General features: G+C 69.2%; 9 protein-coding genes. 7 read left to right on the forward strand and 2 right to left on the reverse strand.

Annotated elements, in window-relative coordinates; all coding sequences use genetic code 11:
* Nucleotides 1–58 precede the first annotated feature (58 nt).
* Nucleotides 59–262 carry a hypothetical protein gene (locus CMO28_RS17080; RefSeq protein WP_296715484.1) on the reverse strand — a complete coding sequence of 68 codons (204 nt, stop codon included), beginning with the start codon at nucleotides 260–262 and terminating at the stop codon, nucleotides 59–61.
* Nucleotides 263–568: 306 nt separating this feature from the next.
* Here CMO28_RS17080 and CMO28_RS17085 point away from each other — a divergent pair, with 306 nt between their 5' ends.
* The 7 genes from CMO28_RS17085 to CMO28_RS17115 are packed head-to-tail and all read left to right on the forward strand — an operon-like array spanning nucleotide 569 to nucleotide 12,465.
* Complete coding sequence (locus tag CMO28_RS17085) at nucleotides 569–856, forward strand: hypothetical protein (protein WP_296715486.1); 288 nt, start codon at nucleotides 569–571, stop codon at nucleotides 854–856.
* A gap of 10 nt (nucleotides 857–866) precedes the next feature.
* Entirely contained in the window at nucleotides 867–1,094 is a 228-nt protein-coding gene (locus CMO28_RS17090) for a hypothetical protein (protein ID WP_296715488.1), read from the forward strand.
* On the forward strand, nucleotides 1,066–5,793 hold the full coding sequence (locus CMO28_RS17095) for a choice-of-anchor I family protein (protein ID WP_296715489.1): 4,728 nt from the start codon (nucleotides 1,066–1,068) through the stop codon (nucleotides 5,791–5,793). The genes CMO28_RS17090 and CMO28_RS17095 overlap by 29 nt, the downstream gene beginning before the upstream one ends.
* A 14-nt stretch (nucleotides 5,794–5,807) precedes the next feature.
* Nucleotides 5,808–7,829, forward strand: coding sequence for an Ig-like domain-containing protein (locus tag CMO28_RS17100; RefSeq protein ID WP_296715491.1), 2,022 nt, complete (start codon nucleotides 5,808–5,810; stop codon nucleotides 7,827–7,829).
* Nucleotides 7,768–9,366 carry a TolC family protein gene (locus CMO28_RS17105; protein ID WP_296715493.1) on the forward strand — a complete coding sequence of 533 codons (1,599 nt, stop codon included), beginning with the start codon at nucleotides 7,768–7,770 and terminating at the stop codon, nucleotides 9,364–9,366. The genes CMO28_RS17100 and CMO28_RS17105 overlap by 62 nt, the downstream gene beginning before the upstream one ends.
* A complete protein-coding gene (locus tag CMO28_RS17110; RefSeq protein ID WP_296715495.1) occupies nucleotides 9,363–11,174 on the forward strand; it encodes a type I secretion system permease/ATPase in 1,812 nt (603 codons plus the stop codon). Before CMO28_RS17105 ends, CMO28_RS17110 begins: the two co-directional genes overlap by 4 nt.
* Nucleotides 11,164–12,465 (forward strand): HlyD family type I secretion periplasmic adaptor subunit, encoded by a 1,302-nt coding sequence (locus tag CMO28_RS17115; RefSeq protein WP_296715503.1) that lies wholly within the window; start codon nucleotides 11,164–11,166, stop codon nucleotides 12,463–12,465. Before CMO28_RS17110 ends, CMO28_RS17115 begins: the two co-directional genes overlap by 11 nt.
* A gap of 8 nt (nucleotides 12,466–12,473) precedes the next feature.
* On the opposite strand, the gene CMO28_RS17120 is transcribed toward CMO28_RS17115, so the two are convergent.
* Nucleotides 12,474–13,118: a GGDEF domain-containing protein gene (locus CMO28_RS17120; protein WP_296715497.1), complete on the reverse strand. Its 645-nt coding sequence runs from the start codon at nucleotides 13,116–13,118 to the stop codon at nucleotides 12,474–12,476.
* Nucleotides 13,119–13,249 lie beyond the last annotated feature (131 nt).

The raw sequence follows: 13,249 nt of genomic DNA on the forward strand, positions 1-13,249 counted from the left end.
CCGGCCGGGACGGATCGCGGAGCAGCGGGGGCGGCGTCGCGCGGGCCGTGTCGGCCGGTCAGGCGAAAACCTTGCTTTCGATGATCTCGACGTCTTCGAGATCGAAATCTTCAAGAGCGTCGGCTTCAAGGGCATCGGCTTCGACGGTGTCGGCACCGTCGGCTGCCGCGGTATCGGTGGCCGCCGTGGTGTCGGTGGTGCCTTCGGCCTCGGTGGCGGCAGGCTCCAGCTCGTCGGTGGCGGTGGCGTCCCTCTCGGTCATTTTCGTCTCCTCCTCGTGTTCCGGTGAAACCTGTCGTCGCAGGCTGGCGGCCTCGTTGTCACGGGCCGCTCTGTTCTGGAGTGCGTAATCTTTGAATTCTGGCGCCGAAGGCCCCGATACGTCAACCTTTCTAACCATTGAGTATCATGAAACTCCCCGAATGGTGGAGTCATCTGCGCGCCTGGGGATGGGTATCAGATCTCATCTGCTCCACTTGGGATCTGTCATGAAACGGTTACCGGCGGCGGCTAGTGTGCCGGCCGTTCCGGGATATCGCAGGTCCCGGCCCGTTTCAGGAGCAGACCCATGCTCGACCAGGACATCTTCATCGACGGTTTCGGCACCATCCGCCTGGCCGGCGGCGTCGTACGCATCGAGCTTGCGCGTGCGGTGTTCGACGATGCCGACGCCGACGGCCGGCCGAAACTGGCGCCCACCGGCATGCTGATCATGCCGGTGGAAGCGTTCCTGCGGGCGGAACGCCAGTTCGCCGGCGTCGCCCAGCGCCTGGTGCAGGCGGGTATCGCCGCCGGCGATCGCAAGCTGGCCGAGACGGCGGCTGCCGCTGCGGCCCCCGGCACCGCGCAGGGATGAAACCCGCTGCATGATGTTCGCCGGCGGGCACGGATTTAACGATCCTGTCCCGAAGCTGCAACTTTCCTTGGGCATCTTCCACACCTGGGCGCCGCGCAGGGCTTCAGGCGAAAGCATGCGCGGCGTCGCACCCGTCCAGAATTTCCCGACAGAAACGGACCCGGTGACGGCGATCCCCCGCACCGGTCCGCAAGCCGGAGATACGGTTCATGCAGCTCCAGATCCTGCACGCCTCTGACCTTGAGGGTGGCGTCGATGCCATCGGTCGTGCCGCGAATTTTGCGGCGCTGGTCGATGCCTTCGAAGACGACTACGCCTATTCGATCACCCTGTCCGCCGGCGACAACTATCTGTCGGGCCCGTTCTTCAACGCGGCCGCCGACCCGTCCTTCGGCGCAAGCGGCGTGCTGGATCAGGTCTATAACGACCTTTACGACCTGGCGGATGGCGAGGGTTATGCCGGTCTCGGCGCCGGCGCCGGCCGGGTCGACATCTCGATCATGAACGTGATCGGCTTCGATGCCTCGGCCTTCGGCAATCACGAGTTTGACCTCGGCACCGGCACGGTCGGTGGTCTGCTGACCCCGAATTTCGGTGCGGCCGACGGCGTCGCCGATGACGGCTGGGTCGGCACCCAGTTCCCCTATCTCTCGGCCAATCTGGACTTCTCGGGCGATTCGAGCCTGCGCGGTCTCTATACCGGCGAGATCCTGACCTCGGATGCCTTCGCGACGGGCCCCGAGCAGTCGGCGACCTCGACCACCGCGCCCAAGATCGCGCCGGCGACCCTGATCGAGGTGACCGACCCCGAGACCGGCATCGTCGAGACCGTCGGCGTGGTCGGTGCCACCACCCCGATCCTCGGCACCATTTCTTCGCCTGGCGGCGTCGATACCATCGGCACCGATCAGAACGACATGGCGGCGCTGGCCAGGGTGCTGCAGCCGGTCATCGACGATGTGATCGCCCAGGGCGTGAACAAGGTCGTGCTGGTCAGCCACATGCAGCAGATCGCGCTTGAAGAGGCGCTGGTGAAGCTGCTGCACGGCGTGGACGTGGTCATCGCCGGCGGTTCCGACACCATCCTCGCCAACGAAGACGACGTGCTGAACCCGGGCGACGAGGCGGTCGCCGGTTATCCGGTCGTCACCACCAATGCCGATGGCGATACCGCGGTCGTGGTCTCGACCGATGGCGAGTATTCTTATCTGGGCCGCCTGATCGTCGAATTCGACGACGAGGGCAAGGTGGTCGCGGAGAGCCTCACCAACCCGGATAACGGCCCGGTCGCGAGCACCGAAGAGAATGTCGCTGCTGCCTGGGACGGTGATCTGGACGCTGCCTTCGCCGAGGGCACCAAGGGCGATCTGGTCGACGATCTGGTCGACGCGGTCGAGGCCGTGGTGGTCGAGAAGGATGGCAACATCCTCGGTCAGACCGATGTCTATCTCGATGGCGACCGCGCCGATGTCCGCACCCAGGAAACCAATCTGGGCAATCTCTCGGCCGATGCCAATCTGGCGGCGGCGCGTGAGGGCGACGACACCGTGATGGTCTCGATCAAGAATGGCGGCGGCATCCGCGCCGGCATCGGCGAGGTCGTGGTCGACGATGCGACCGGCCAGGTGTCCGCCCTGCCGCCCCAGGCCAACCCGGTGGCCGGCAAGGACGCGGGCGACATCTCGCAGCTCGACATCGAGAATGCGCTGCGCTTCAACAACACGCTGTCGATGCAGACCCTGACCGCCGCCCAGCTGAAGGCGGTGATGGAACATGCGGTCGCCGCCAGCGGCAACGGCGCCACCCCTGGCCAGTTCGCCCAGGTGGGCGGCATGACCTTCGCCTTCAATCCCGAGCGCGCCGCGGGCGACCGCATCGAGACGCTGCAGATCGTCAACGAGGCGGGCGAGGTGGTCGACACCATCGTCTCGGGCGGTGAGGTGCAGGGCGATGCCTCGCGGCCGATCCGGGTCGTGACGCTGGGCTTCATGCAGGAAGGCGGCGACGGCTATCCCTTCGCGGAATTCGCCGAGGCCGATCCCGACTTCGCCAATGTCGTGGCGCTGGACGAGAACAACGTCGCGGCCGGTGATGCGAGCTTCGCGGCCCCGGGCAGCGAGCAGGATGCGCTCGCCGAATACCTGCTCGACGAGCACAATGTCGACAATGGCGGCACCGCCTTCGGCGAGGCCGAGACGCCGGTTTCGAACGATACCCGCATCGTCGACCTTGCGGTGCAGACCGATATCGAGAGCCGCCCGGTCGCGGCCGACCGCAGCATCACCGTCTCGGGCGACGATGTCGCCGAGGGCTCGGTGATCGCGCATAACGTCTGGACCACCAGCAGCGCCGACACGACCGCCGGTGCCTCGGAAATCGTCGCCTATGACAAGGCCAGCAACCGTGTCTTCGCGGTCGGCCCCAATGGTGTCGACATCATCGACGCCGCGACCGGCACGGTTCTGGGTGGTGTGGACCTGTCGTCGCTCGGCGGCGCCAATTCGGTCTCGGTCAAGAACGGGATGGTCGCGGTCGCGGTCGGCGCCGAAGACAAGACCCAGCCCGGCACCGTGGTGGTCATGGATACCGACGGCGCCGAGATCGGCCGCTACACGGTCGGTTCGCTGCCCGACATGGTGACCTTCACCCCGGATGGTACGAAGATCCTGGTCGCCAACGAGGGCGAGCCCGAGGACTACACCGTCGGTGATCCGGAAGGCTCGATCAGCGTGATCGACCTTGCCTCGGGCACCGTCCAGACCGCCGGCTTCACCCAGTTCAACGACCAGATCGACGCGCTGCGCGATGCCGGCGTGCGGATCTTCGGCCCGGGCTCGACGGTCGCCCAGGATCTGGAGCCGGAATACATCGCGGTCGCGCCCGATGGCCAGACCGCCTATGTCACCCTGCAGGAAAACAACGCGATCGCCATCGTCGACCTGTCGGGCGATGCGCCGGTCGTGACCGAGATCGTGCCGCTCGGCTACAAGGACCATTCGCTGGCCGGCAACGAGTTCGACGCCTCGGATCGTGACGACGGCATCAACATCGCCAACCACCCGGTCTTCGGCATGTATATGCCGGATTCGATCGCGTCCTATGCCGGCGCCGATGGCAGCACCTATCTGGTCATCGCCAACGAGGGCGATGCCCGCGAATGGGGCGATTATGCCGAGGAAGAGCGGGTCAAGGATCTGGATCTCGACCCGACCGCCTTCCCGGATGCCGACGCGCTGCAGGCCGATGACAATCTCGGCCGGCTGACCGTCACCAAGGAACTGGGCGACACCGACGGCGATGGCGATTACGACGCCCTTTATGCCTATGGTGCGCGGTCCTTCTCGATCCTGAACGACAAGGGCGAGATGGTCTTCGACAGCGGCGCCTCGATCGAGAAGATCATCGCCGCCCGCTATCCGGAACTCTGGGACGACAGCCGCTCGGACAACAAGGGCCCCGAGCCCGAGGGTGTCACCGTCGGCCACTACGGCGCCAGCACGCTGGCCTTCATCGGCCTTGAGCGTTCGAGCGCGGTGATGGTGTTCGACATCACCGACCCCGAGAACGTCACCTTCCTCGACATGATCCGCAGCGAGGGCGATGTCAGCCCCGAAGGCGTGCTCTACATCGCGGCAGCCGACTCGGCTGACGGCGTCGCCAAGCTGATCGTCGCCAACGAGGTGAGCGGCACCACCAGCCTCTACAACATCGAAGCACCGCTGGCCGTCGACCTGAACGGCGACCTGCCGGTGTTCTCGGCCGGCGAAGGCCCCGAGAAGGGCACGGTGGAGATCGACGACAACGGCCGCTACACCTACCAGGCCGATGCGGCGGTGCTGGGCGCGCTCGATCCGGGTGAGGTCACCACCGACAGCTTCGAGATCGTGGCGACCGACGAGGCCGGCAATACCGACAGCTCGACCGTCACCGTCGAGATCGTCGGTGCGGCCGAAGGCGGCGCGGGTGACGACCGCTTCCAGGCGGTTGAGGGCGGCGACGCCCATATGGCGGGTGCGGCCGGTGACGACATCATCGTCGGCGTCGGCGGCGACGACATGATCTCGACCGGCAGCGGTGCCGACATCGCGATCGGCGGCGCAGGCCGCGACACCGTGATGCTCGACCTCGACCCGTCCGAGATCGAGATCACCACGATGAACGCCTTCGACATCTCGCTCTACAACCGCCTGCTGGCGGCGGGGGATGCGGCCTTCGATGCCGACGCCCCGGCCTATGTGATCACCGATCTGGAGACCGGCGCGCAGACCCGGGTCCAGGCCGATGTCATCGCCTTCGGCGATCGCGCCTTCACGGTGGAAGACGGCGTGCTGACCCTGTCGGCTTCGAATGACGAGATCGACTTCGGCAGCCGCGCCGACAAGGTCGCGGGCGGTGCCGGTGACGACGTTCTCGACGGCGGTGCCGGCGACGACATGATCGCGGGCGGCGCCGGCAACGACACCCTGCTGGGTGGTGCTGGCGACGACCAGCTCTATGACGATGCTGGTGAGGACAACCTCGCGGGTGGTTCGGGCGCGGACGTCATCGCCGCCGGCCATCAGGCCGGTGAGACGGTGGTGATGTTCGGCGGCTCGGGCGCCGACGTCTTCGGCCTCTCGGCCGGCGACGACGAGGGCATCGATGTCGAGGGCATCATCGCCGACTTCTCGACCATCGAAGGCGACATGATCGACCTGTCGGGCCTGCGCGGTGCCGATGGTGCGGTGCTGACGCTGGACGACGTGGTCGGCATGGCCGAGACGGTCGACGGCAATGCGGTGATCGCGCTCGATGGCCTCACCACCACCGGTGGCGAGGCGGTTGCAGGCTCGCTGACCATCGCGGGCTTCGATGCGGCGGATCTGGATGCGGGCATGTTCGTCTTCTCGAACGGCGCCTTCGACGAGGATCTGGTCGCCGCGGCGGCGGCGGCGTGAGCGGGGGGCACGAGATGACCTTCGCCACGATCCCGTCTCTCGCGGATCTGGGCCTGGACGACGGCACCGGGGAGCTTCGGCTCCCCGGTGCCGCACCCCTGTCCGGGGCCGGCTTCCTGAATGCCACCGCACCTGTCGCCGATGCGGCGGCCCATGGCGCATTGCGTCGCCAGCTGCGCCGGCGGCTGATGCGCTTCATCGAAAACCGCGGCACGGGCCTGGGCGGTGTCGCACTCGCCGCCCTGGCGCTCGCCGCGTGCTCGTCCGACAATGACGGCCCGCTGCCCTCGGCCGGCGCCACCGAGGCCCGGCTGGTCAAGGACCAGATCGCCGGTGCCGAGGCCTTCCTCGATGCCGATGGCGACCGCATTCGCGACGAGGGTGAGAAGGGCGACGTCTCCGATGCCGATGGCCGGGTGAAGATCGACGGCCGCGACGGCCAGATCGTCACCGAGGGCGGCATCGACACCACCACCGGCGCGGTGATGGGCCGGCTGATGGCACCGGAAGGCGCCGAGGTCGTCACACCCCTGACCACGCTGCTGGTAGAGACCGGCGATGCCGCGGAACTGCTGAAGGCGCTGGGCCTGCCCGAGGGCACGAACCTTGCGACCTTCGATCCGCTGGCGGCGCTGGGCGGGGCCGAAGATGCCCTTGCCCGCGATGTGCTCGCCCAGGGTCACATGGTCTATGCGACGCTGGCGGCACTGCAGGCGATCCAGGACGGCGTCACCGACATGGCGGCCGCTGACCGGGCGCTCGACCTGCTGGGCGCCGAGATCGAGACCGGCGACCCGCTCGACCTCACCGACAGCGCCTTGATCGGCGATCTGCTGGCGGGTGCTGCCGGAACCGATGCCGATACCGCCGACATCACCCGTCTGGCCGATGCGCTGGCCGCGGTCAACGACCGGCTGTCGAGCGAGATGGCGGCCGATCCCCTGTCCTCCACCGCGCGGGCGACCGCGCTGCTGGCGGAATATGTCCTGCCCGAGGAAATCGCGGCGCTTGCCGGCGATACGGCCGATGCCTCGGCGCTGGACCGGCTCGCCGAGCGCTATGGCGACGGGCTCGACGATCTGATCACCCGTCTCGCCGATGTGCTGCCGGATGTCGCCGATCCGGATGCGCAGCTGGTGGCCGGTGCCGATCTCTTCGTGGTCGCGCGCGGTGAGAGCCTGGTGGTCGAGGCGGGCGATGACGACCATCCGCTTGCCAACGACATCACGCTGGATGCCGCGGGCGGCGCGCTCAAACTGGTCTCGGTCGGTGTGCCCGAGAGCATGGCGGGCGAACTGGTCGTGACCCTCGACCCCGAGACCGGCGCGATCACCATCACCCCTGCGCTCGATTTCCACGGCACCGCCGCCTTCACCTATGTGGTCGAGGATGCCGCCGGCCATCAGGCCGAGGGCCTGGTGCTGGTCGACGTGCCGGCCTGGCGGGCGACAGATGGTGACGATCTGCTGCTCGGCACCGGTGGGGCCGAGACCATCGATGGCGGCGCCGGTGCCGACATCATCCTGCCCGGTGCCGGCGACGACACCGTCTTCGGCGGGGCGGGTGCCGATCTGATCGTGGGTGAGGCCGGTGCCGACCGGCTGGCGGGCGGTTCCGGCGCCGACCGGATCGTCGCCGCCCATCAGGCCGGCGAGGCGGTGGACCTGTTCGGCGGGTCCGAGGCCGACCGGTTCATCATCGCCCCGCGAGAGGCGGACGGCGCGCTCGATCTGGACGTCACCATCGCCGATTTCTCGCGGATCGAGGGCGATCTGATCGATCTCGGTGACCTGCGCGGTGCCGATGGTGCCCTGCTGACCATCGAAGACGTGCTGGGCCGCGCCCAGACGGTGGACGGCAATGCGGTGATCGATCTGGACGGGCTGACCGGGGCCGGCGGCGGTGCCGTGACCGGCCATCTGACCCTGGCCGGCATCGATGCCGGCAACCTCGGCGCCGGGGATTTCGTCTTCGATGCAGCGCCCGCCTGGCGCGACGATCTGGACGATGCCCTCGGCACCCCGGCTGCCGCCTGATCCACCTGCCTTCCGACCCACCTGCCACCGGAGTGCCCCGGCACTGTTTCCCTTCACCCCGAACCATCCCCGCCGCCGCAGCCCGGCCGGCGCCACCCTGAGGCGGGTGGTGCTGGCCGGCGCCGCGGCGGCGGCGGTCTTCACCCTCGATGCGGGTCTTGCATCCGCCATGGTCGACGAGACGGCGCCGGCGGCGGAGCCGGCCCTGCCGGGCATGCCCGTGCTGCCGCCGCTGCCGCTGCCCGGCGCCTTCCGCGACGCGCCGGTGCCGGTCGCCCTTGCGCCGGACGACTGGGCGCGCTTTCGCGACCGGCTGCTGACCGTTGCCGCCGATCATCCGCGCCGCGCGGTGGCGGCGGCCCGGATCGATGCCGCCCGCGGCCGGCTGGGGGAAACCCGTGCCGGCCAGTATCCCGCGGTCGATATCGGCCTCGATACCTCGCGCCGGCTGGCCGATCACGGCGTCGACACGCTCGACAGCCGGATCCGCAGCTCCGACGACCGCAGCGATGTGGTGCTGACCGCGCGCCAGCTGCTCTATGACGGCGGGGCCACCTTCGACCGGATCGACGGCGCCCGCGCCCGGGTCTCCGCCGCCCGTAACGAAGACCGGGACGAGGCGGCCCTGCTGATCCGCGATGCGGTGATTGCCCATCTGGACGTGCTGGAGGCGCGCACCCGGCTCGATCTCGCCCGTGCCGAGGCCGATGCCTATCGCGCGCTCGAAGCCCGGATCGCCGAGCGTCTGGATCTGGGCGGCGGCACCCGCGGCGATGGGCTGCGCATCGCCGCCCGGCTGTCCGAGGCGCTGGCGACCGAGGCCGCGCAGAGCCGGGCGCTCGACACCGCCGCCGAAGCCTATCTGGAACTCTATGGCCAGGAACCGCCGGCGGGGCTGATCCTGCCGCCCCGGCCCGACGCCCCGCGCGAGGTGCAGGAGGCGATCGGGCTGATCGACGGCACGAGCCCGGCGCTGGCAGCCCGCCGCGACGCCGAGCGCGCCGCGCGCTTCGATGTCGACGCCGCCGATGCCGAAGACTGGCCGGAACTCAGCCTGCAGGTGCAGGGCCGGCGTTATGACGTTTTCGAGGACGGCCGCGAAAGCGATCTGGTCGGGCGGGTGGTGGTCAGCCTGCCGCTCTATGACGGCGGCGCCCGCGACGGCCGTCAGGCCCAGGCCCGCGCCGCGATGCGCGCGGCCGAGGCCGATACCGCCCGCATCCGCCGCATGCTGACCCGCGACGTTTCGGCGGCCGTGGCGGTTCGTGCCGCCCGGGATGCCGAGCTGGGCGCGCTGATGAGCGCGCTGGAGGCCAATGAGCACGCCCGCGCGATCTTCCGCGACGAGTTCGAAGCCGGGCAGCGCGACCTGCTCGACCTGATCGAGGTCGAACGCGACTACCACCTTGCCGCGGCGCGCCTGGTGTCCGGGCGGGTCGAGGCCGAACGCGCCCATTGGCGGCTGCTGGAGGCGAGCGGTGCCCTGGGCGGGGCCGTCGGCCTGCTCAGCCTCGCCCGTCAGGGAGATGACGAATGACCGCAGGCATCGACGATGACGGGACGGCCGCGGCCGTCCATCCGGGCCGGCGCCCCGGCCACTGGTTCTGGAGCGGGGTCCGCCGGGAATGGCCGGCCTTCGGCCAGATCGCGCTTGCCGCAGCGGTGATCAACCTGTTCGCGCTGGGCTCGTCGCTGTTCATCATGACGATCTATGACCGCGTCATCCCCAATGACGCGGTCGAGTCGCTGGTGGCGCTGACGCTGGGCATGGTGCTGGTGCTGGTCTTCGACTTCCTGCTCAAGATGCTGCGCAGCCATGTGATCGACGTCGCCGGCCAGACCGCCGACGAGCGGATCGGCCGCCGGGTCTTCGGCCATGTGCTGCGCATTCCGCTGGAGCATCGCGCCGGATCGTCCGGCGCCTTCGCCGCCACGGTGCGCGAATTCGAATCTCTGCGGGACTTCCTGACCTCGGCCAGTCTCGCCGCCTTCGTCGATCTGCCGTTCGTCCTTCTGTTCCTGGGCGTGATCCTGATGATCGGCGGGCCGCTGGTCTGGGTGCCGGCGCTGGCGGTGCCGCTGGTGATCCTGGCGGGGCTCGCCGTCCAGCCGATGCTGGCGCGTGCCGCGCGCGAGGGCCACAAGGCTGCCCAGACCAAACATGGCGTGCTGGTCGAAACGGTGGGCTCGCTTGAAGGCGTGAAGGGGGCCAGGGCCGAGCGGATCATGGCCGGGCGCTGGCGCGATGCGGTGGAGCTTCAGGCCGGCATCCAGTCCAAAAGCCGGTTCTGGAGCCAGCTGGCGGTCAACCTGGCGAGCTTCGTGCAGCAGGGCGCCCAGGTCGCCATCGTCTTCGCCGGCGTCTTCCTGGTGCGTGAGGGCACGGTCAGCATCGGCGCGCTGATCGCGAGCGTGATCCTCTGCGGCCGGGCATTGGCGCCGCTGGCCCAGATCGCGACCCTGCTGACCCGTCTCAACCACGTCGCCCAGAGCTATCGGGCGATCGACCGGCTGATGCGCCTGCCGGCGACGGTGGAGCCGGGCCGGCGCTACCTGACCCGCCAGACGGTCGAGGGGCGGATGACCTTCCGCGGCGTTTCCTTCACCTATCCCCGCGGCCGCCAGCCGGCGCTGACCCGTGCCGGCTTCATCATTCAGCCGGGCGAAAAGGTGGCGGTGCTGGGGCGGATCGGCTCGGGCAAGAGCACCATCGTCCGCCTGGCCTCGGGGCTTTATGCGCCGTCGGAAGGCACGGTGCTGCTGGATGACGTGGATCTGCGCCAGTTGCATCCGGACGAGCTGCGCCGCCATGTCGCCGCGGTGCTGCAGGACACGCCGCTGTTCAGCGGCTCGGTCCGCGACAACATCCTGATGGGGGCGGACGAGCCCTCGGACGAACGCATGCTGGCGGCCGCCGGCGTCGCCGGTGTCCATGATTTCATCGGCGGCATGACCGATGGCTACGACCTGATGCTGGGCGAGCGGGGCGAGGGGCTCTCCGGCGGTCAGCGCCAGGCGATCGCGCTGGCCCGCGCCCTGGTCTCGCCCGCGCGGGTGCTGGTGATGGACGAGCCGACCGCATCCATGGATGTGCGCTCGGAAACGCTGTTCGTGAAGCGGCTGAAACCGCATCTGGGCGACCGGACCCTGATCCTGGTCACCCATCGCATGTCGATGCTGGAACTGGTCGACCGGGTGATCGTGCTCGATCAGGGCCGGGTGGTGGCCGACGGCCCCAAGGCCGAGGTGCTGGCCGCACTTCAGGCCCCCGCAGACGGGGCGGCCCCGGCCAATCTTCGTGAAACCCCAACCGTCCGGCGAGGTCTCCGTGGCCATGCAGATTGATCCGGTCGCCGACCTGTTTCCCGGCGAGGCGCCGCCGCGCCGTTCGGCGGTGCCGGGCATCATCATCGTCACCGTCTGTCTGGCGGTTTTTACGCTGATCACCTGGGCGGCCGTCGCCGAACTGGACCAGATCACCCGCGGCGACGGCAAGGTGGTGCCGTCGAAACGGGTGCAGGTGGCCCAGAATCTGGAAGGCGGCATCGTCTCTGAAATCGCGGTCATGGCCGGCGACCGGGTGGAGCCGGGCGACCTGCTGATCCGGCTGGATTCGACCCAGTTCGGCGCCGATTACGAGCAGAGCCGCACCGACTTCCTGGCGGCGCGCGCGCGGCTTGCCCGTCTGGCCGCAGAGGCGCGCTTCGAGGCCCCGGCCTTCGCGCCCGACCTGCCGGCCGAGATGATCGAGGTCGAGCGCAGCATTCATGCCGCGCGGGCCGCCGAACTGGCGGCCAGCCTCGCCATGGTCGACGCCCAGTCCCGCCAGCGGCAGGAGGCGCTGAACGAGGCCCGCGCCGCCCTCGACTCCGCCGGTCGCAGGCGTGCGCTGGCGGCGGAAGAGCTGGACGTGCTGGGCCCGCTGGTCGCCCGCGGCCTGGCCCCGAAGCTGGAGCGGATCCGCGCCGAACAGCGCCTGGCCGAGGCCGAGGGCGCGATCGAGGCCGGCCGGCTTGCGGTTGCCCGGGCCGATGCCGCGATCGACGAGGTGGAGCAGCAGCGCCGCACCACCCGCGAACGCTTCCGCACCCGCGCGATCGAGGAACTGGCCACCGCCAAGCTGGACCACGACCGGCTGGTCGAACAGCTGCCCGCACTGGTCGACAAGGTCCGCCGGACAGAGGTGCGCTCGCCGGTCAAGGGCATCGTCAACCGGGTGCTGGTCACCACCGAGGGCGGTGTCGCCACCCCCGGCCAGCCGCTGGCCGAGATCGTGCCGGTCGAAGACACCCTGCTGATCGATGCCGAAGTCAAGCCCGCCGACATCGCCTTCCTGCATCCGGGCCAGCCGGCGCGGGTGAAGCTGACCGCCTATGACTATTCGGTCTATGGCATGCTGGATGCCGAGGTGGAGACCATCGGCGCCGATGCGGTGGTCAAGGAAGACGGCTCCAGCAGCTATCTGGTCAAGGTCCGCACCACCGGCGCGGCGCTGACCGCCCCCGATGGCCATCCGCTCGAGATCATTCCCGGCATGGTCGCCCAGGTCGACATTCTGACCGGGCGGCGCACCGTGCTGGACTATCTGCTGAAGCCGGTGGTCAAGCTGCGCGAAATGGCGCTGACAGAGCGCTGAACAAGGCGTCAGGGCTGCGGCGCCGGGCCGCGGCGCCCCTTGCGCAACTCGGCATCCAGGAACAGGCTGCCTTCGGCACGGGCCAGCGCCGCGGCGGCATCCTCGCCTGCCGCAAGCCTCACCTCTCCCAGGCCGCCATCATGTCCGGCGCCCGACAGGTCGCGGATCATCCCCCGGACGATCGCCGATCGGTCGGGGTCCGTCTCGCCCGGCAGCAGCACCGCAAGACGCTGCGGGTCGATCCGCCCCAGCAGCGCTGTGGGCGGCAGGGCCTGGCGCAGGGCCGTGATCCGGTCATGCGGTGCCGCCCGCCAGCCGGTCTCGCAGACGATCAGCAGATCCCCGGCCGGAGCGCTATCCATCCGGGTCTGCAGCCCGGCCAGGAAGCCCCGGCGGTTCGGCAGGCCGGTCGGGGCGTCGGTCACCAGATCGCGTTTCAGCCGGACCCGCAGATCCCGGATCACCACGGCCATGAGCGCGATGCCGCAGCCGAGCGCGATGAGCCCCGAGGCCGCCTGCGAATAGATCGCATAGTGGCTGGAGGCATAGTCGCGTGCCGTCGCCCCCGATCCGAGCAGGATGGCGGCGACCGGCTTGCTGGCGAAGGTCAGCGTGAACAGCCAGAGACAGCCCGCCAGGATCGCGTCCCACACGCTGCGGCGGCGGGCAGGCCAGACGATGACACCTGAGAGCCCGTCCGGAAGGTTATTGAATCCGGTGAATCCGTTGTGATTCTATGCCGCGCCAGAGGAAATGGGAGCGGACAGAATGTGGACGACGGAAA

The organism is Tistrella sp. (assembly GCF_002684955.1).
GTDB lineage: Bacteria > Pseudomonadota > Alphaproteobacteria > Tistrellales > Tistrellaceae > Tistrella > Tistrella mobilis.